The 19,088-nt window shown below is 67.7% G+C and carries 20 protein-coding genes and 1 pseudogene; 11 read left to right on the forward strand and 10 right to left on the reverse strand.

Translation table 11 applies throughout. The features are described from left to right. The first annotated feature begins 7 nt into the window (after positions 1 to 7). Together P7A99_RS23995 and P7A99_RS24000 are read left to right on the forward strand one after the other, a co-directional pair. On the forward strand, positions 8 to 901 hold the full coding sequence (locus P7A99_RS23995) for a LysR substrate-binding domain-containing protein (protein ID WP_277796233.1): 894 nt from the start codon (positions 8 to 10) through the stop codon (positions 899 to 901). A gap of 106 nt (positions 902 to 1,007) precedes the next feature. Further along, positions 1,008 to 1,382: an endonuclease domain-containing protein gene (locus P7A99_RS24000; protein ID WP_277796234.1), complete on the forward strand. Its 375-nt coding sequence runs from the start codon at positions 1,008 to 1,010 to the stop codon at positions 1,380 to 1,382. 90 nt (positions 1,383 to 1,472) lie between these two features. Here P7A99_RS24000 and P7A99_RS24005 read toward each other — a convergent pair whose 3' ends face one another. Then, positions 1,473 to 2,177 carry a Sir2 family NAD-dependent protein deacetylase gene (locus P7A99_RS24005; RefSeq protein ID WP_277796235.1) on the reverse strand — a complete coding sequence of 235 codons (705 nt, stop codon included), beginning with the start codon at positions 2,175 to 2,177 and terminating at the stop codon, positions 1,473 to 1,475. A gap of 172 nt (positions 2,178 to 2,349) precedes the next feature. Between P7A99_RS24005 and P7A99_RS24010 the strand changes: the two genes are divergently transcribed. The 7 genes from P7A99_RS24010 to P7A99_RS24040 all read left to right on the forward strand — a co-directional run bounded on the left by P7A99_RS24010 (position 2,350) and on the right by P7A99_RS24040 (position 8,719). Beyond that, positions 2,350 to 3,474 (forward strand): ferritin-like domain-containing protein, encoded by a 1,125-nt coding sequence (locus P7A99_RS24010; RefSeq protein ID WP_277796236.1) that lies wholly within the window; start codon positions 2,350 to 2,352, stop codon positions 3,472 to 3,474. Between the two features lie 457 nt (positions 3,475 to 3,931). Next, a complete protein-coding gene (locus P7A99_RS24015) occupies positions 3,932 to 4,471 on the forward strand; it encodes a lipocalin family protein (RefSeq protein ID WP_277796237.1) in 540 nt (179 codons plus the stop codon). Between the two features lie 2 nt (positions 4,472 to 4,473). After that, entirely contained in the window at positions 4,474 to 5,028 is a 555-nt protein-coding gene (locus P7A99_RS24020; protein WP_277796238.1) for a lipocalin family protein, read from the forward strand. 45 nt (positions 5,029 to 5,073) lie between these two features. Next, complete coding sequence (locus tag P7A99_RS24025) at positions 5,074 to 5,370, forward strand: hypothetical protein (RefSeq protein WP_277796239.1); 297 nt, start codon at positions 5,074 to 5,076, stop codon at positions 5,368 to 5,370. A gap of 44 nt (positions 5,371 to 5,414) precedes the next feature. Continuing rightward, complete coding sequence (gene mmcB, locus P7A99_RS24030) at positions 5,415 to 5,888, forward strand: DNA repair putative endonuclease MmcB (protein ID WP_277796249.1); 474 nt, start codon at positions 5,415 to 5,417, stop codon at positions 5,886 to 5,888. Positions 5,889 to 6,140: 252 nt separating this feature from the next. Further along, positions 6,141 to 6,665 carry a hypothetical protein gene (locus tag P7A99_RS24035; protein WP_277796240.1) on the forward strand — a complete coding sequence of 175 codons (525 nt, stop codon included), beginning with the start codon at positions 6,141 to 6,143 and terminating at the stop codon, positions 6,663 to 6,665. Positions 6,666 to 6,691: 26 nt separating this feature from the next. Further along, positions 6,692 to 8,719, forward strand: coding sequence for a TonB-dependent receptor plug domain-containing protein (locus tag P7A99_RS24040; protein WP_277796241.1), 2,028 nt, complete (start codon positions 6,692 to 6,694; stop codon positions 8,717 to 8,719). Positions 8,720 to 8,924: 205 nt separating this feature from the next. Here P7A99_RS24040 and P7A99_RS24045 read toward each other — a convergent pair whose 3' ends face one another. Both P7A99_RS24045 and P7A99_RS24050 read right to left on the reverse strand, forming a co-directional pair. Beyond that, positions 8,925 to 9,569 carry a hypothetical protein gene (locus tag P7A99_RS24045; protein WP_277796242.1) on the reverse strand — a complete coding sequence of 215 codons (645 nt, stop codon included), beginning with the start codon at positions 9,567 to 9,569 and terminating at the stop codon, positions 8,925 to 8,927. Positions 9,570 to 9,722: 153 nt separating this feature from the next. Further along, on the reverse strand, positions 9,723 to 11,924 hold the full coding sequence (locus tag P7A99_RS24050) for a 3-hydroxyacyl-CoA dehydrogenase NAD-binding domain-containing protein (RefSeq protein ID WP_277796243.1): 2,202 nt from the start codon (positions 11,922 to 11,924) through the stop codon (positions 9,723 to 9,725). 29 nt (positions 11,925 to 11,953) lie between these two features. Between P7A99_RS24050 and P7A99_RS25300 the strand changes: the two are divergent. Further along, positions 11,954 to 12,049 (forward strand): annotated as a pseudogene (locus P7A99_RS25300) (hypothetical protein); the annotation flags it as partial. 14 nt (positions 12,050 to 12,063) lie between these two features. Here P7A99_RS25300 and P7A99_RS24055 read toward each other — a convergent pair. From P7A99_RS24055 to P7A99_RS24080, 6 genes are all read right to left on the reverse strand, one after another. After that, positions 12,064 to 13,269: an acetyl-CoA C-acetyltransferase gene (locus tag P7A99_RS24055; RefSeq protein ID WP_277796244.1), complete on the reverse strand. Its 1,206-nt coding sequence runs from the start codon at positions 13,267 to 13,269 to the stop codon at positions 12,064 to 12,066. Positions 13,270 to 13,350: 81 nt separating this feature from the next. Further along, positions 13,351 to 13,866: an OsmC family protein gene (locus tag P7A99_RS24060; RefSeq protein WP_277796245.1), complete on the reverse strand. Its 516-nt coding sequence runs from the start codon at positions 13,864 to 13,866 to the stop codon at positions 13,351 to 13,353. A gap of 1 nt (position 13,867) precedes the next feature. After that, a complete protein-coding gene (locus P7A99_RS24065; RefSeq protein ID WP_277796246.1) occupies positions 13,868 to 14,221 on the reverse strand; it encodes a hypothetical protein in 354 nt (117 codons plus the stop codon). Next, complete coding sequence (locus P7A99_RS24070) at positions 14,221 to 15,384, reverse strand: acyl-CoA dehydrogenase family protein (RefSeq protein WP_101714417.1); 1,164 nt, start codon at positions 15,382 to 15,384, stop codon at positions 14,221 to 14,223. Before P7A99_RS24070 ends, P7A99_RS24065 begins: the two co-directional genes overlap by 1 nt. Before the next feature lie 2 nt (positions 15,385 to 15,386). Continuing rightward, positions 15,387 to 17,180 (reverse strand): acyl-CoA dehydrogenase C-terminal domain-containing protein, encoded by a 1,794-nt coding sequence (locus P7A99_RS24075; protein ID WP_277796247.1) that lies wholly within the window; start codon positions 17,178 to 17,180, stop codon positions 15,387 to 15,389. A gap of 101 nt (positions 17,181 to 17,281) precedes the next feature. Then, positions 17,282 to 17,761: a MerR family transcriptional regulator gene (locus P7A99_RS24080; protein ID WP_101718614.1), complete on the reverse strand. Its 480-nt coding sequence runs from the start codon at positions 17,759 to 17,761 to the stop codon at positions 17,282 to 17,284. Positions 17,762 to 17,952: 191 nt separating this feature from the next. Between P7A99_RS24080 and P7A99_RS24085 the strand changes: the two genes are divergently transcribed. Then, complete coding sequence (locus P7A99_RS24085) at positions 17,953 to 18,576, forward strand: S24 family peptidase (protein WP_277796248.1); 624 nt, start codon at positions 17,953 to 17,955, stop codon at positions 18,574 to 18,576. 24 nt (positions 18,577 to 18,600) lie between these two features. Here P7A99_RS24085 and P7A99_RS24090 read toward each other — a convergent pair whose 3' ends face one another. Continuing rightward, complete coding sequence (locus P7A99_RS24090) at positions 18,601 to 18,810, reverse strand: hypothetical protein (RefSeq protein WP_109102539.1); 210 nt, start codon at positions 18,808 to 18,810, stop codon at positions 18,601 to 18,603. Between the last annotated feature and the right edge of the window lie 278 nt (positions 18,811 to 19,088).

Consider the following 19,088-nt stretch of genomic DNA (forward strand, 5'->3'; position numbering starts at 1 on the left):
CTCCTCCATGGAATTGCGCCACGTCCGCTATTTCGTCGCCCTCGCCGAGGAGCTGAACTTCACGCGGGCGGCCGCGCGCCTGGGCATCGGCCAGCCGCCGCTGAGCCAGCAGATCCGCGACCTGGAGACCGAGATCGGCTATCCGCTGTTCCTGCGCCGGCCACACGGCGCTGAGCTGACCGAGGCCGGGCGGGCCTTCCTGGCCGAGGCCCGCCAGATTCTGGAGCAGGCCGAACGGGCCAAGGAGGCCGCCCGCCGGGCCGGCGGCGGCCATGTGGGCGCGCTGCGGGTGGGCTTCACCTCGTCGGCCAACTTCCATCCCGCGGTGACCGAAGCCTTCTCGGTGTTCCACTGGACCTATCCGGACGCCAGCCTGATCGTCGAGGAAAGCCACTCGGCCCGCCTGACCGAGCGCCTGCTGCATTCGGAGCTGGACGCGGCCTTCGTGCGCCCCGGCAACGTGGCGGCCGGCGGGCTGGACCTGCTGCCGCTGGGCGAGGAGCCGCTGATCCTGGCCCTGCCGGTCGGCCATCACCTCGCCACCCAGGCGCGGGTGCCCGTGGCGGCCCTGCGCCAGGAGCCGTTCGTGATCTTCTCGCAAGGGATCGGCCGCACCTTCCTTGGCCTTATCCGCGAGGCCTGCGCCCAGGAAGGCTTCGAGCCGCTGATCGCCCAGGAGACGCCGCACATCGTGGCGATGATCAACATGGTGGCCGCGGGCCTGGGCGTGGCCATGGCCCCCGGCTCGATCGCCCAGTTGGCCGTGCGCGGGGTGGTCTACCGGCCGCTCGACGGGGCCGTGCCCAAGGTGCCCTTGGCCATCGCCACCCGCGCCGGCGACGTCTCGCCCCTGGTCCGCAACTTCCTGGCCCTGATCCCGCCGCCGGCGGTCGAGGACTAGGGCGCGAGAACGACGCTCCAACGAAACCCTCTCTCTTAGAGAGAGGGAGGGGCCCGCCGCGCAGCGGTGGGAGGGTGAGTGGTTTCGCCCTCACAGAAAAATCCCGATGCTTTTGATTGAAAAGGCGGGAGCACGGCGCCCAGGCTTTGCCGATGGACAGGACCGCCTACGCCAAAGACAAACCCTGGCCGAAAAGACGCTTTGGGCGCTCGTTCGCAACCGTCGGCTCTCAAGCTTCAAGTTCATGCAGCAGATCGCGATCGACCGCTATTTCGCGGATTTCGTCTGCGAGGCGGGCAAGCTGATCGTGGAGCTCGACGGCGCGGCTCATGACGGTCGCGAAGACTATGACCGCCAGCGCACCGAAACTTTGGAGCTGCTTGGATACGTGGTGTTGAGGTTCCACAACGAGCGGGTTCTGGCCGATCCCGGCGAGACTGCCGACGAGATCCTGGCTGCGCTCCAGTCGGCCAGGCCGTAACCACTCACCCTCCCACCGCCTGCGGCGGCGGGCCCCTCCCTCTCTCTAAGAGAGAGGGATTATCAATGGCGCCAACTTCCTGAAGCCCTCCTACCTCAACACCGCCTCCACCCAACGCGGAACCACCTCGCCGGCCGGGCCGTACAGGCGCTCGTCGAAGGCGCGGGCGTTGTCGGAGGGGTCGAGATTGATCTCGCAGGTGCGGATCCCCATCCGCCGCGCCTCCATCACGAAGCCGGCGGCCGGATAGACCGAGCCCGAGGTGCCGATGGCGACGAAGAGGTCGCTGCCCTCCAGCGCCTCGAAGATCTCGTCCATGAACAGCGGGACCTCGCCGAACCACACGACGTGCGGCCGGGCCATGCCGGCCGCGCCGCAGGCGGCGCAAACCGCCTCGGCGTCCAGCGGGCCGGGGTCTGGATGCGTAGCCTCGCAGGCGTGGCAGCGGGTGACGGCCAGCTCGCCGTGCATGTGGACGACGCCGGTCGAGCCGGCCTTCTCGTGCAGGTCGTCGACGTTCTGGGTGCACAGGAAGAGCCGCCCGCCCCGCGCCGCCAGCTCGCGCTCCAGCCGCGCAAGGGCGAAGTGCGCCGGATTGGGCGCGGCGGCCGCCAGGTTGGCGCGGCGGGCGTTGTAGAAGGCGCGAACCTTGGCCGGGTCGCGGACGAAGCCTTCGGGCGTGGCGACCTCGGAAAGATCGTACTGCGTCCATACCCCGCCTTCGTCGCGGAAGGTGCCCAGCCCGCTCTCGGCCGAGGCCCCCGCGCCCGTCAGCACAAAGACGTTCAGTCCCATCGGAGGGTTTCCCATTCTGGCTCAAGCGGCTGCGGCAAAGGTGACGCCGTCGTCATTTTTAATTTGACCGTACCGGAAGTTTGAGTGGACAGTGTTCACTCGACGAGAGGCCCGCGACAGACGGGCCCCGCGAAGGGCCGCGAGCCGAGAGGCCACAGGAGAGGAGCCGACCGTGACGGACAAGAACATCACCAAGGACGCCATGTACGACGCGGTGGCGCCCGACGACTTCGAGTCCATGCTCGAGCTCGACCGGTACGGCAACCGCTCGAGCGCCTTCGACAAGATCATCTCGGCCACTCACGACCATTTCTGGGACCCGCTCGACAAGGCCTATATCGATTTCGACGAGCCGTTCGACATGGAGAACCAGCCGCTGGTTCCCGAGGAACTCGTGATCGCCCTGTCGACCGACTACGTTTCCAACCACCTGTCCGATCCCAAGCTGCGCACCCGCTTCATCAACCAGTCGGTGCTGCGCAGCTTCTCGTCGATCCTGCACGGCGAGCAGGGCGCGCTGAACCTGTCGGCCAGCCTGTGCCATGTGCTGAAAGACCAGGGCGCGCAGGAATACGCCGCCAACCAGACCCGCGAAGAGGCGCGCCACGTCACCGCCTTCGCCAAGTACATCAAGGCCCGCTGGGGCAAGCCGGTCGAATGCGGCCCGGCGCTGAAGAGCCTGCTGGTCGAGATCATCGCCGCCCCCGAGGTCTACAAGAAGATCATCGGCATGCAGATGCTGGTCGAGGGCCTGGCCATGGGCGCCTTCGCCACCTTCTTCAAGGAAATCAACGACCCGCTCGGCAAGAAGCTGTTGCAGCTGGTGATGACCGACGAGGCCTTCCACCACAAGTTCGGGAAGATCTGGGCCGACCGCACCGTGCCCAAGCTGACCGCCGAAGAGCACGCGATCATCGAGGACTGGGCGGCGCACTGCTTCCAGACCCTGCTGTTCAACCTCGTTTCGCCGCACCAGCAGCTGGATCTCTACCGCGAGTTCGGCCTGGACCCCGACAAGGTGATCGAGGAGTACGGGCAGATCATGACCGACGACCTGCGTCGGGAGAACATGAAGGAGCAGACCAACATCTTCCGGGTGCTGGTCAAGACCCTGCTCAACGCCGGCATCATCACCGACCGCACCAAGGCCTTCTACGCCATGTACGTCGACCTCGACGAACTGAAGGCCGAGGGCGACCGCATGGTCGGCGACGACATCGCCGAGGAAGGCATCCGCCACCTGCAGGCCATCAACTTCAAGGACCGCGTCGCCCCGGTGACCATCGCGGCGGAATAGGCCGAAAGACCCCTCTCTCTTCGAGAGACGGAGGGGCCCGCCGCGCAGCGGTGGGAGGGTGAGAGGTTTCACCGCTGGCCGGGAAACCTCGCTCCCTGCTTCCCCTTAATCGTCATCCCGGCCGAACACCCGCGAAAGCGGGTGGCAGAGCCGGGACCCAGGGGCCGCCGCATCGCGCTTGCCGCCGCCGGCGTGATGAACCCGCCTTCCACGCCCGGCCCCTAGGTCCCGGATAAGCCCGGCGGGCTTTCCGGGATGACGGGCGCTATAGAGACCGCACCCAATCCGGTGAGTTTGTAACCTCTCACCCTCCCATGGCTTCGCCATGGGCCCCTCCCTCTCTCAAAGAGAGAGGGTTTTCGCGTGAAGGAACACCGCCGCCTCCCCTTGCGTTTGCCTCCGTTCGGGGGATGAACTTGAGCAGGGCGCAAAGCCCGCCAAGCAGCAAGGTGTCGGAATGCGCGTAAGCCTGATCCTGTCCCTGGCGGCGAGCCTGGCCGTGACGAGCGTCGCGACCCTTCCCTCCGCGGCCCTGGCCGGCGCCCAGCCGCCGTCCAAGCCGGTGGCGGCGGCCTTCTATTCGGGCAAGTGGTACGAGATCGCCCGCACCCCCAATTCCGGCCAGCGCAACTGCGAGGCCCCGACCACCGAATTCACCGCCAAGAGCGCCGACAGCTTCTCGGTGCGCCAGATCTGCCGCCGCGACAGCGCCACCGGCAAGGCCAAGACCTTCAACACCAAGGGCAAGATCGTCGCCGGCTCCGAGAACGCCAAGTTCTCGATGAACTTCCTGGGCGGCCTGAAAAAGCAGGAATACTGGGTGCTTGACCACGCCGACGACGCCTCGTGGGCGATCATGGCCACGCCGGGCGGCAACTTCGTCTGGCTGCTGGCGCGCAAGCCGGTGATGGACGAGGGGGCCAAGGCCGCCGCCCTCGCCCGCGTCAAGGCCCTGGGCTACGAGAAGCTGGTCTTCCCGCAGCAGCCCGAGGCGTGAGGATGCGCGCCGCCCGCCTCGCCGTCGCCGGCGCCTGCGGCGTCGCCCTGCTGGCCCTGGCCGCCTGCGCGGGCGCCGGCCCGCCCGGCAACCCCCGCCCGCCGCAGCCGGCCAAGCCCGTCGAGCTCAGCAAGTACCTGGGCCTGTGGTACGAGGCGGCCCGCTACGACTTCCGCTTCGAGAAGGGCTGCGACGGCGTCACCGCCGAGTATTCGCTGCGCCCCGACGGGCTGGTGGAGGTGCGCAACACCTGCCGCAAGGGCGGCCCCGAGGGGATCGAGAAGGTCAGCCTGGGCAAGGCCAAGGTGGTCGACAAGGCCACGGGGGCGAAGCTGAAGGTGTCGTTCTTCGGCCCGTTCTTCGTCGGAGACTACTGGGTGCTGGACCACGCCGACGACTACAGCTGGGCGATCGTCGGCGAGGGCAGCGGCCGCTATCTCTGGCTGCTGACCCGCGACAAGCCCACCCCCGGCCTGACCCAGGTCCTGACCGACCGCGCCAAGGCCATGGGATACGACGTCTCGCGCCTGCGGGTGACCAAGCACGCGCGGGGGTGAGGGCGCGACCTTGCGCTCAACCAAGCAGCGCCCTTACATCGGGTCATGGCCAAGGTCCAATCTCAACCGCCGCGCCTGACCACCGTCGCCTGGAGCGCTTTGCTGGCCCTGCTTGCGATCACGACCGCCTGCCTGGGCGCGATCATCCTCGTGCCGGGTACGGCCCGCACCGTGATCGATCTCGCCGCCCTGTTGCTCGGCGGCACGATCGCCGCCCAGTTCGGCCTGATCCATTGGCGAAGCCATCGCGACGATCTCCCGCCCTGGCTGCTGGTCGCGGCCTCGCTGTCGTCGCTCGTCGGTGCGGCCGGCGGGGTGATGGCGGCCCTCACCAACGGCTGACACGGCCGCTTGCGCCGCGAACAAAGATGGAACATGGTGACGCCATGGACGTCGTCGTCGACATCAGCCTCACCCCTTCCGCCATGGGGCGCCCCGAGACCACCCTGGCCGTCACCCGCGGCGCGGCGAGGCTGTTGGTCGACCTGGGCTATGCGCCGCTGGCCGAGGTGACCCTGCCCAACGGCCGCCGGGCCGACCTGATGGCGCTGGGGCCGAAGGGCGACATCGTCATCGTCGAGGTGAAGTCGGGCCTGGACGATTATCGCGTCGACCGCAAGTGGGGCGAGTACGGCCCCTATTGCGACGCCTTCCACTTCGCCGTGGCGCCGCAGTTCCCCGAAGGGATCCTGCCGGAAGAGCCGGGCCTGATCGTCGCCGACGGCTTCGGCGGCGCGGTGGTGCGCGCCGCCCCTGTCACGCCCCTGGCGGGCGCCCGCCGCAAGGCCCTGACCCTGGCCTTCGCGCGTCTGGCCGCCCTGCGCGCGGCCGGCGTCGCCGCCGAACGCCTGTCGATCTGAGTCTCCGCAATCCGAAAATAAGTTTCGAACTGCGACATTCTGTCCAAACACAACTCAAGATGACGCCGCACCGGACATAGACCTTCCCTGCCGCAAGGTCATTTGCCGACCGGAAGTTGTTTGACTGTCGGATACCCGACCAGTGCAAAGGTTTGCAGAACGACGTCATGCGGGCGGCGTTACGTCTTCTTTACACCCGCCGCGCCATCACCCCGCTCACAAGCCCAACAAAGGGCAGGGGATTTCAACAGAATGTCGAAGAAGAAACCCGTCGTGGCGCTGGCCGCGGCGCTCCTCACCGTCGCGCCGATCAGCGCCCATGCCGACGCCGCCAAGGACGTGCAGATCGCCGGCCGCGCGCTGACCTTCCTGGAGAACGGTCCCACCGGCAAGGCGGTGCTGGGCGTCGTGTTCGATCCGTCCAAGCCGGCTTCCGTCGCCGAGAAGAACGCCGTCATGGCCGCCATCGGCGGCGGCCTCACCACCGGCGCCCTGACCCTGACGGCCAAGCCGGTCGAAGCCGGCGCCGTCTCGGGCGTCTCGGGCGTGGCCGCCCTCTACGTCACCACCGGCGTGACCGCCGGCCCGGTGGGCGCGGCCGCCAAGGCCAAGAAGATCATCACCATCGGCTCGGACGCGTCCTGCGCCGCCAGCGGCGCCTGCGTCATGAGCGTGTCGGCCGACCCCAAGGTCGAGATCATCGTCAACCGCGGCGCCGCCGCGGCCGTGGGCGCGGTCTTCAAGTCCGCCTTCCGCATGATGATCCGCGAAGTCTGATCGCCGCCAGCACAAGAGACATACCCATGAAGAAGACTCTCCTGGCCGGCGTTTCCGCAGGCCTCCTCGTCGCCGCCGCCTCGGCCGCCCACGCCCAATCGATCGACTACGGCTCGCTCGAGCAGCTGTTCAACGAGCCGGTCACCACCAGCGCCACCGGCGCCCCGCAGCGCTCGACCGAAGCGCCGGTGGACATGACCATCATCTCGGCCGCCGACATCACCCGCTCGGGCGCGGTCGACCTGCCGACCATCCTGTCGCGCGTGGCCGGCCTGGACGTCACCACCTGGGGCGCCGGCGCCGCCGACGTCAGCGTTCGCGGCTACAATCAGGCCATGTCGCCGCGCCTGCTGGTGCTGATCAACGGCCGCCAGGTCTATCTCGACCACTACGGCTACACCGCCTGGGCCACCCTGCCCGTGCAGCTGTCGGAAATCCGCCAGATCGAGGTCGTCAAGGGCCCCAACAGCGCCCTCTTCGGCTTCAACGCCGTCAGCGGCGTGGTCAACATCATCACCGTCAACCCGAAGTTCGACGACGCCGGCGACATCACCGTGCGCGGCGGCAACTTCGGCTACGGCGAGGTTTCGCTGGCCAAGACCTTCAAGCTGGGCGAGCGCTTCAGCGCCCGCGTCTCGGCCGGCGCCAGCCAGAGCGACGAGTTCAAGAACACCGTCGCCGGCGTCGCCAAGAGCCAGCTGAACGACCCGGCCAAGATCTCGGCCAACATCGACACCGTCACCCAGCTGACCGACAAGGCCGAGCTGCGCGTCGAGGGCTCATACTCGAACGTCCAGGTCAGCGACATGCTGTCCAACTACGCCTACTCGCCCAGCAAGTACCTGACGAGCTCGCTGAAGGGCACGCTGACTGCCGACACCCAGGTCGGCCAGCTGCAGCTTTCCGCCTACCAGAACGACCTGACCGCCAAGCATCTGATCCTTGGCCAGAAGGCCCGCTTCGAGAACAAGATCACGGTCGTCTCGGCCCAGGACCTGTTCAAGATCGGCGCGAAGCACACCATCCGCCTGGGCGGCGAATACCGCCACAACGAGGTCAACACCGCCCCGATCGGCGGCGCCGAAGTCAGCTACGACGTGCTGTCGGCCTCGGCGATGTGGAACTGGGCGATCAGCGACAAGCTCGCCTTCACCGCCGCCGGCCGCTACGACAGCCTGGACCTGTCGCGCGACGGCGCCTTCCCGGCCGGCTCGCCGCCCCTGGGCAACGGCTACTGGGATCGCAAGATCGAGGAGCCGTCCTGGAACCTGGGCCTGGTGTGGCGCGCCACCGCCGCCGACACCTTCAAGGCCAGCGCCGCCCGCGGCGTGCAGGTGCCGACCCTGGTCGACCTGGGCGCCCTGCAGGCTCGCGTCAGCGTCGGTCCCTACACCCTGGGCCTGGCCGGCAACCCGACCCTGGAACCGGCGATCGTCACCAACTACCAGCTGACCTATGAGCGCGCCCTGCCGGCCATCAAGGCCCAGATCAGCGCCAAGGCCTTCATCCAGAAGACCGAAGACGTGAAGGGCCAGCCGACCTCGGCCCAGATCGACGTCGCGCCGACCCTGGTCAGCCTGCCGGTGCTCAGCTACCGCAACATCGGCGAGAGCAAGATGAACGGCTTCGAACTGGCCGCCCAGGGCGAGTTCGGCGCCGGCTTCCGCTGGAACGCCGACTGGACCCACACCGAGGTCGACGACGAGCCGCTGGCCGGCTTCTCGCCGGTGCTGCGCTCGGCCGCCTTCGGCGCGACCACGCCGGAGAACCGCGGCAACGTGGCCCTGGGCTGGACCGGCGGCGCCTGGACGGCCGACGGCTTCGTCACCCTGGTCGGCGACCACGAGGCCTATGCGCTCTACGCCGTCGGCGCCAATCCGCGCCTGGTGAAGATCGAAAGCTACGCCGCCATCGGCGGCCGCGTGGCCCGCAGCTTCGACCACGGCGTGACCGTGGCGATCAGCGGCCAGAACCTCGGCGACAACCGCCAGCGCCAGAGCGCCGGCCTGGAAGTCGAACGCCGCCTGTTCCTGAGCGTCAGCAAGAGCTGGTAAGCGACGGGTTCAGGTTCGAACACGGAAAGGGCGGCTCGCGAGGGCCGCCCTTTTTTGTGCTTCCTTCTCCCCTTGCGGGAGAAGGTGGCGGCGAAGCCGACGGATGAGGGGCCGAAAGGCCCGTCCGGATAAATCTGAGAGACCCCTCACCCGACCTCCTTCGGAGGCCACCCTCTCCCGCAAGGGGAGAGGGATCACAGGCGGTTCACCACTCGCTCTTTTTCTTCTTCATCAGGGCCAGCAGGCCCGGATACGGCCCCTGGCCGGTGCGGTAGAGGCACCACTCGTCGTCCTTCTTGCAGGCGCCGTCGAAGAAATCCTTCTTGGCCTGGTCGATCACCGCGTACATCGGCGCGTCCCTGGACTTGATGCCCAGCTTGTCGTCGCAGGCCGCGCGCTCGGCCTTGGTCAGGCGATAGAGGTCGGCGTGGTTGCAGCCGCCGCCTTCGCGGGCGGCGGTGCGCAAATCATCGCCGCCGGGCGTCGGCGTTCCGCGTGACTTGAAGCCGGGCGGCGCGGTGGCCGCGCGGGGGGCCGCCGGCGCAGCCGGCGCCGGGCTCGGCGAGGGCGCGGCGGCGACCTGGGCCGGAGGCGGCGGCGCCACGGCGCGGGCCTGCGGGGTCTTGGGGGCGGACGGCGCGGGCACGGACGCGGCGGGCGCCTCGAGGCGCGGCGCGGGCGGCGGCGCGACGTCCACCAGGTCGACGATCAGGTTCTGCTCGACCAGCGGCGGCATGACCTTGACGCCCGCCAGCAGGCCCACGCCCAGCAGCACGTGCAGGCCGCTCGCCACGATCAGGGCGAGGGTGAAAGGCCTCTTGCGGCGAACTGTCGATCGCCTGCCGGCCATCCCAAACCCCTGCTTGCCGCCAGTAACGCGCGGACGGCGTGGAGGTAGCCGCGCGATGGGGCGCGGCGATGGCGGCATTGATGCGGCGGCGCAAAGAAAAAGGCCCGGCGTCGCCGCCGGGCCTCCTCATTTCGCCTGAAGCGGGAAAGCGGCTTAAGCGGCCGCCTTCTCGCTCTTGCCGCCGAAGCGGCCGTAGAAGGTCTCGCCCTTGGCGGCCATCTCGCGCAGCAGGGCCGGCGGGGTGAAGCGCGAGCCGTAGGCGGCGGCCAGCTGGTCGAGCGTCTCGACGAACTTGGCCACGCCCACGCCGTCGATCAGGCTGATCGGACCACCGGTCCAGGGCGCGAAGCCCCAGCCCAGAATGGCGCCGACATCGGCTTCACGCGGATCGGTGATCACGCCTTCCTCGAAGCAGCGCGCGGCCTCGACGGCCTGGCGGTACAGCAGGCGGGTGCGGATCTGTTCGATCAGCGCCTTGTCGGCGTCCTTGACGGTCACTTCGACGAGGTCCGAAAGGCCCGGCCACAGGGTCTTGGGGCCGTTTTCCGGATAGTCGTAGAAGCCCTTGCCGTTCTTGCGGCCGTAGCGGCCCAGGTCCTCGACCATCTTGGCGATGACCGCGGTGAACGGACGCTCCTCGTACTTGTCGCCGAGGTCCTTCTTCGTCTGGACGGCGATCTTGTGCGACAGGTCCAGCGCGACGTCGTCGTGCATTTCCAGCGGACCGCGCGGCATGCCGGTGGCGCGGCCGACATTGTCGATGATCGCCGGCGCGATGCCGTCGCTCAGCAGCTCCATGCCTTCCTGCACGAAGGTGCCGAAGCAGCGCGAGGTGTAGAAGCCGCGGCTGTCGTTGACGACGATCGGGGTCTTCTTGATCTTCAGGACGTAGTCGATCGACTTGGCGATGGTCGCCTGGTCGGTCTTCTCGCCGAGGATGATCTCGACCAGGCCCATCTTGTCGACCGGCGAGAAGAAGTGGATGCCGATGAAGCTTTCCGGACGGATCGAGGCCTCGGCCAGGCCGGTGATCGGCAGGGTCGAGGTGTTGGAGCCGAACACGGCCGTGTCGGCCAGCTGGGCTTCGGCCAGCTTGGTGACGGCGGCCTTCACTTCGCGGTTCTCGAACACGGCCTCGACGACCAGGTCGCTGCCCTTGACGTTGGCGTAGTCGGCGGTCGGGTGGATGAGCGCCAGGATGGCCTCACCCTTTTCCTGGGTCAGCTTGCCGCGCGAAACGGCCTTCTTGACCAGGCCCTCGGCGTAGCCCTTGCCCTTGTCGGCGGCTTCTTGGCTCTGGTCGATCAGCACGGTCTCGATGCCGGCCATGGCTTGGACGTAGGCGATGCCCGCGCCCATCATGCCGGCGCCCAGCACGGCGACCTTCTTGACGTCGTAGTGCGGCACGCCTTCCGGACGGCCCGCGCCCTTGCCCAGCTCTTGCAGGGACAGGAACAGGGTGCGGATCATGCCCTTGGCCTGCGGCGTCATCAGGGTCTTGATGAAGTAGCGGGTCTCGATGCGGATCGCGGCGTCGAACGGAACCTGCAGGCCTTCATAGACGGCCTTCATGATGTTCTGCTGGGCCGGATAGTTGCCGTAGGTGTTCTTGCGCAGCATGGCGTTGCCCATGATGAACACCTGGGCGCCGGTCGGGGTGTAAGGGCCGCCGCCGGGGATCTTGAAGTCCTTCTTGTCCCACGGAGCGACCGGGTCGCCCTTGGTCTTGATCCAGGTCTTGGCGGCCTCGACTTCCGTGCCGGCCGGCACGACCTCGTGCACGACCTTGAGGCCCAGGGCCTCGGCCGGCTTCATCGACTTGCCTTCGAGCAGATACGGCGCGGCGGCCATCACGCCCATAAGGCGCGTCAGGCGCTGGGTGCCGCCGCCGCCCGGCAGCAGGCCGACCTTGGCTTCCGGCAGGCCCAGCTGCAGCTTCGGCAGGTCGGCGACCACGCGGTAGTGGGTGGCCAGGACGAATTCCAGGCCGCCGCCCAGCGCCAGGCCGTTGATGGCCGCGGCCACCGGCTTGCCGCTGGTTTCCAGCTCGCGGAAGGCCTTGTTCAGGGCAAAGCCGGCGTCGAACGCGGCTTGAAGCCCTTCTTGTCCCTTACTGGCGCCGCCCAGGCCGCCGTTGCCGCCCAGCTCACCCAGGTCGGCGCCGGCGCAGAAGCCGGTGGTCTTGCCCGAGGTGATGACGGCGCCCTTGATGGCCGCGTCGGTCTTGATGCGCTCGACCAGCTCGCCGACTTCCTTGATCACCGAGGCGGTCAGGGTGTTCATCGAACGGCCGGGGACGTCGAAGGTGACCAGGGCGATGCCGTCGCCGTCGACCTCGATCTTAAAGTTTTCCATGTGGACTAGTCCTTCAGAATTTGGGTCGTCATCCCGGCCGTAGCGAAGCGGAGAGCCGGGACCCAGGTGAACCGCAATGCGCCGGCCCCTGGGTCCCGGATCGGCCTACGGCCGTCCGGGATGACGATCTGTGCTTGGATCAGACGCGTTCGATGACCGTGGCGGTGCCCATGCCGGCGCCGACGCACAGGGTGATCAGGGCGGTTTCCTTGTCGGAGCGTTCCAGCTCGTCGACCATGGTGCCCAGGATCATCGCGCCGGTGGCGCCCAGCGGGTGGCCCATGGCGATGGCGCCGCCGTTGACGTTCATCTTGTCGTGCGGGATGTCCAGCGCCTGCATCATGCGCAGGACGACGGCGGCGAAGGCTTCGTTCAGCTCGTAGAGGTCGATGTCGCCGACTTCCATGCCGAGCTTCTTGAGCAGCTTCTCGGTGACCAGCGACGGGCCGGTCAACATGATCGACGGCTCCGAACCGATCGAGGCCATGCCCTTGATGCGGGCGCGGGCCTTGAGGCCGAGCGCGTCGCCCATCTCCTTGGTGCCGATCAGCACGCCGGCGGCGCCGTCGACGATGCCCGAGCTGTTGCCCGCGTGGTGCACGTGGGTCATGCGCTCGACCTGCGGATAGCGCTGGGTGGCGACCGCGTCGAAGGCCATCTCGCCCATGCCCGTGAACGAGGGGTTCAGCGAGGCCAGGGTCTGCATGGTGGTCGAGGCGCGGACGGTCTCGTCGTGCGACAGGATGTTGAGACCCAGCTGGTCCTTCACCGGCACGACCGACTTGTTGAAGCGACCTTCGGCCCAGGCCTGGGCGGCGCGCTTCTGGCTCTCGACGGCGTAGGCGTCGACGTCGTCGCGGCTGAAGCCATAGAGGGTGGCGATCAGGTCGGCCGACACGCCTTGCGGCATGAAGTAGGTCTTGAAGGCCGACGACGGATCGGTCGGCCAGGCGCCGCCGTCGCTGCCCATCGGCACGCGGCTCATGCTCTCGACGCCGCCGCCGATGGTCAGGTCGGCTTCACCCGAGATGACCTTGGCCGCGGCCATGTTCACGGCTTCCAGGCCCGAGGCGCAGAAGCGGTTGATCTGCACGCCGGCGACGTTCTCGGCATAGTCGGCGGTCAGCACAGCGGTGCGGGCGATGTCCGAGCCTTGCTCGCCGACCGGGGCCACGCAGCCCAGGACGACGTCGTCGACCTTGGAGGTGTCCAGGTTGTTGCGGTCGCGGATGGCTTCCAGGACCTGGCTGGCCAGCGACAGGGCGGTGATCTCGTGCAGAGAGCCGTCCTTCTTGCCCTTGCCGCGCGGGGTGCGCACGGCGTCGAAGATGTAAGCGTCGGCCATTGAATGGCTCCTTCCTGCGATCTTTAAATCTGTTGGCCCCAGAGCGCGATCGCGCTCTAGACTTTTGTTTTCAAAGCCTTTTCACCCACTTCCAATGTGAGCATTGGAGGTGGAAAGGCTTTGCAGGGCGTTTTCGAGCGCCGGCTCGACGCGGACGTCCGTCCGAACCGAGTTGGCGATGAAACAGGCGTGGTGGGCGGCCTCGTGCAGGGCCGCCAGCTTGGCTTCGTCGGGCGCGTCGCCCTCGAAGACGATGTCGGGGCGCAGGGCCACGTGGCTGACCCAGTGAGCGCCATGCTCGTTCTTGGTCATCGTCCCCTCGGCCCTGTCGCGATAGGCGCTGATGAAGAAGCCGGCGCGGCGGGCAAGGTCGAGGAAGGTCAGCATGTGGCAGGACGACAGCGCCGCCACGAACATCTCCTCGGGATCGACGCCCGCCGGGTCCGACCACGGCAGCGGCACCACCGACGGCGACGCCGAGCCGAGCGCCGTGACCCCGCCGTCGAACGACAGGGTATGGGCGCGGCTGTAGCGGCCCCGGGGGAAGTCGGCCCCGGGCTCCAGCTTCCAGTCGACGATGGCGACGTGGGTCGACATGCTACTTCTTCCAGGTCCCGATGGGGGACTTGTGGATCGGGGCGCAGGAGAGGCCGCGCGCCGAAGCCTTGGCCGAATAGACCACCCGCTGGCCGAACTCCGGCGCGGGCAGGCGGCAGGGCGTGAAGCCCGGCGTGTTCACCGTCAGGGTCCAGGTGGCGATCTTCGAGCGCAGCAGATTGTTGCACTGCTCGACGCCGGGCTTCAGCGGCAGGTCGAAGGCGCCGGGCTGGGGGCGCTTGCCCTCCAGTTTGCCGGAGAACTGCAACGGGCGGCGGCCCTCGGCCTTGACGCAGACCACGGCCGAGCGGGCCGCGTCATTCGCAGGCGGGGGCGGAGCGTCGGCGAAAAACATCAGAGCGTCCTCGCGATCAGAAGCTTCATGATCTCGTTGGTGCCGCCGTAGATGCGCTGGACGCGGCTGTCCTTGTACATCCGGGCGATCGGGTACTCGTTCATGAAGCCGTAGCCGCCGAACAGCTGCAGGCAGCGGTCGACGATCTTGTTCTCCAGATCCGTCACCCAGTACTTGGCCATCGAGGCGGTCGAGGCGTCGAGGTCGCCCTTCAGGTGGCGCTCGATGCAGTGGTTGACGAACACCTTGGCGACGGTCGCCTCGGTCTTGCATTCGGCCAGCACGAACTGGGTGTTCTGGAAGGCGATGATCGGCTTGCCGAACGCCTGGCGCTCCTTGACGTAGGCGATGGTCAGCTCGAGCGCCCGCTCGATCGTCGCCATGCCCTGCACGGCGATGTTCAGCCGCTCCTGCGGCAGCTGGGCCATCAGCTGGAAGAAGCCCTGGCCTTCCTCGGTTCCGAGCAGGTTCTCGGTCGGGATCTTCACGTCGTTGAAGAACAGCTCCGAGGTGTCCTGAGCCTCGTGACCCAGCTTGTCGAGGTTGCGGCCGCGCTCGAAGCCTTCCGCGCCATCGGTCTCGACCACCACCAGGCTGGTCCCGCGGGCGCCGCCGGCCGGGTCGGTCTTGGCGACGACGATGATCAGATTGGCCGTCTGGCCGTTGGTGATGAAGGTCTTGGAGCCGTTGACGACGTACTGGTTACCGACCTTCTTGGCCGACGTCTTGACGCCTTGCAGGTCGGAGCCGGCGCCCGGCTCGGTCATGGCGATCGCGCCGACCAGCTCGCCGGTCGACAGGCGCGGCAGCCACCGCTGCTTCTGCTCTTCGGTGCCGTAGTGGAAGATGTACGGCATGACGATGGCGTTGTGCAGGCTGGCGCCGAAGCCGTCGACGCCCTTCTTGCCCAGCTGTTCCATCAGCACGACCTCGTGGCGATAGTCGCCGCCGGAGCCGCCGTATTCTTCCGGCGTGGAGAGGCCGAGCAGACCGGCCTCCCCCGCCTTGTTCCACATCGCGCGATCGACGCAGTGGTTCTTGCGCCAAGTCGCCACGACGTTTTCAGGCGCGTGCTCGTCGAAGAACTTGCCCACCGCATCCTCGAAGATCGCGATGTCTTCTTCGGCCATGAAGGCGGGTTTTGCGACGTCGAGCACGCTCATGATCAGAAGGCCTCCGCGGGCAGCGCCATCAGGGTCGCCGAGCCGGTCTTCAGTTTGGCCAGATGCGCCCCTGCGTCAGGCAAGACCCGTTCGATGAAATAACGAGCCGTGGCGACCTTGGTCGTGAAGAACGGGTCGGTGGAGCCTTCGGCGATCTTGGCGTTGGCCGCCTTGACCATCAGGGCCCACATGTAGGCCAGGCCCGTCAGGCCGAAGAGGTGCATGTAGTCGGTCGAGGCCGCGCCGGCGTTGTCGGGGTTCTGCAGGCCGTTCTGCATCAGCCACATGGTGCCGTCCTGCAGCTGGGCCTTGGTCGCCGCCAGGGCGTCGACGAACGGCTTCAGCTCGGCGTCGCCGTCGTTCTCGCCGACGAACTGGTCGATCTCCTGGAAGAAGGTCATCACGCCGCGGCCGCCCTTGGCCGCCAGCTTGCGGCCGACGAGGTCGAGGGCTTGGACGCCGTTGGTGCCTTCGTAGATCAGGGCGATGCGGCAGTCGCGCAGGTACTGGCTGACCGGGAAGTGCTCGGTGAAGCCGCTGCCGCCGTGCACCTGCACCGCGTTGGAGCAGGCCTGGAAGCCGCGGTCGGTCAGGTAGCCTTTCAGAACCGGGGTCAGCAGGCCCATGTAGTCCTCGGCCTTGGTGCGCACCGCTTCATCCGGGTGGGCGTGGGCCAGGTCGCCGTGCAGGGCGGTCCAGAACAGGAAGGCGCGGCCGCCTTCGATGATGGCCTTGTTCTCCAGCAGCAGGCGACGCACGTCCGGGTGGACGATGATCGGGTCGGCCGGGCCGTCGGCGTTCTTCGGGCCCGTCAGCGAACGGCCTTGCAGGCGGTCCTTGGCGAAGGCGACGGCGGCCTGGTTGGCCGCTTCGGCCTGGGCGACGCCCTGGAGACCGACGCCCAGGCGGGCCTCGTTCATCATCACGAACATCAGCTTCAGGCCGCTGTTCTCTTCACCGATCAGATAGCCCTCGGCGTCGTCGTACTGCATGACGCAGGTGGCGTTGCCGTGGATGCCCATCTTCTCTTCGAGGCCCACGCACTTGGCGCCCTCGTTGCGCGCGCCCACCGAGCCGTCTTCCTTGGGGAAGAACTTCGGCACGATGAACAGGCTGATGCCCTTCACGCCGGCCGGAGCGCCCTCGATGCGGGCCAAAACGAGGTGGACGATGTTGTCCGACATGTCGTGTTCGCCGGCCGAGATCCAGATCTTCTGGCCGGTGATCTTGTAGCTGCCGTCGGCCTGCGGGACGGCCTTGGTGCGCAGCAGGCCAAGGTCCGTGCCGCAATGCGGCTCGGTCAGGTTCATGGTGCCGGTCCACTCGCCCGTGATCATCTTGGGCAGGTAGGTCTGCTTCTGCGCGTCGGTGCCGCCGGTGTGGATGGCCGAATAGGCGCCGTGCGCCAGGCCCGGATACATCGAGAAGGCCATGTTGGCGCTGCTCGACATTTCCGAGAACGACAGGTTCACGACGTGCGGCAGGCCCTGGCCGCCGTAGGTCGGATCCGAGCCGAGGCCCGTCCAGCCGCCTTCGCACAGGGCCTTGTAGGCTTCCTTGAAGCCCGGCGGGGTGGTGACGGTGTTGGTGACCGGATCCAGCTTGCAGCCGGTCTTGTCGCCGACGCTGTTCAGCGGGGCCAGGACTTCGCCGGTGAACTGGGCCGCGCCCTCGACGATCTGCTCGACGACGTCGATCGAGGCGTCGGCGAAGGCCGGCAGGTTGCCGTACTGCTCGATGTTGAGCACGTCGCGCAGCAGGAACATGTGATCGCGAACGGGCGGCTGATAGGTCATTTAAAGCAGTCCTGATGGGTCGGATCGGGGAGGTGGAACCAGGGCGCGCCCGGCCCCGCCGGTCTTGGCGGAAACGAGCGCATACCGGGAATTTCTTGAGCCTACTTGCCCAGCGCCATTTCGGCGCCGTCGAGGCGGGCGCGCAGCAGCTGCTCGTAGTCGGCAGAGCGCGGCAGCAGGTCGGGGCGGATCTCGGCCAGGCGCTTCTCGAGGCGATCGCAGGCCTCGCGCAGCTCGATCAGGGCGCCGTCGATGTCCTCGCGCTGCTGCTCCAGGGCGCTGGCGCGCTCGCGGAACTTCTTCAGCGACCGGGCCATCTGGGCCGCGCCGTCGTCGTTCTCGTCATAGAGGTCGAGCAGTTCGCGGATTTCCGACAGCGACAGGCCCACGCGCTTGCCGCGCAGGATCAGTTGCAGGCGGACGCGGTCCTTGTGGGAATAGACGCGGTTGAGGCCTTCGCGGGCCGGCGTCAGCAGACCCTTGTCCTCGTAGAAGCGCAGCGCCCGGGGCGTGGCTTTGAATTCGTTGCACAGCTGACGGATCGAGAACGTGCGCTCGGGACGTCGAAGATCGGCTGCCATCGGTACCCTCCCAGGGTGCGGCCGGCCTTCCGGGCCGGGTCATTGGTTATCGCTGTTCACGCTAGACCGGACCTTGCGGAACGTCAACGCTTACGTAAACGTCAACCTTGACCATTTCCCCTAGGTTTACATTCCTAGGTCGAGGGCATAATTTCCTTGCGGTCCCGTCACTTGGACGTGTGGAGGACCCCATGCTCTCGCACGCCGAACTGTGGACCGCGATCGACGCCCTGGCCAAGCGGTTCGACATGAGCCCCTCGGCCATGGCCAAGCTTGCGGGCCTGGATCCCACCGCCTTCAACCGCTCCAAGCGCGGCGACGTCGACACGCGCCCCCGCTGGCCCTCGACCGAGAGCCTGGCCAAGGTGCTGGAAGCCACCGGCGTGGGATTTTCAGAATTCGCGGCCCTGACCGAGAGCGTGCAGGGCAAGCGCGTCGGCATTCCGCTGATCGGCCAGGCGCGGGCCGCGCCGGGCCTGTTCGACGAGGCGGGCGCGCCGCGCGGGGCGGGCTGGGAGGAGATTGAGCTTCCGGGGCCGCGGGAAGACGGGCTCTACGCCCTGGAGATCGAGGGCGACGCCCTGGCGCCGGTCTATCGCGACGGCGACCGGCTTCTGGTCTCGGCGACGGCCGAGCCCCGGCGCGGCGACCGGGTGGTGGTGATGACCACCGACGGCGAGGTGCTGATCAGGGAACTGGGCCGGCTGACGGCCCGGACGATCGAGCTGACCTCGGTCCTGCGCGACGGCGACGACCGCACGCTGGACCGCATGGCGGTGGCCTGGGTCGCCTGCGTGCAGTGGGTCAGCCAGTAGCGGCCAGACCCAGGTCCGGCAGGATCAGGTGCGCGGGCAGTCGGCGTGGTGACCGTTGAGCCAGTCCCGCAGGGCCGAAGCGCGAGGATCCTCGCACGACACGTCGACCCGATAGGAGGCCCAGGTGTCGTTGTGGGCGGCCTCGATGCGGGCGCCGGGGAACTGCGAGGCGATGCCGCCGATCAGCGAGTCGAATTCCGAACGGTCGTGCGGGCGAAGAGTGAAGGAAGCCATCGGACTATTCCTGGTTCTGATGGTTCCAAGGCTAGACTCCGAAGTTCGCACAAACCCTTAATTCGAAATTCAGAAAGCGTTCATGAAACGAGGCACGGTGTCGCAGGTCACCGCAGATCCTCCCCCTCTGGGGGAGGTGGCCCGAAGGGCCGGAGGGGGACGTTTTCCGCTTCCGCTGACTTAACTCCTCCCTCGCTTTAGCGGGGGAGGTGGCGCGCTGCGGATACGCAGCGTGACGGAGGGGGCGACCGCCGGCACGGAGCCCAGTCTCGGCCCCC

The sequence above is a fragment of the Caulobacter endophyticus genome (assembly GCF_029543245.1).
GTDB lineage: Bacteria > Pseudomonadota > Alphaproteobacteria > Caulobacterales > Caulobacteraceae > Caulobacter > Caulobacter endophyticus_A.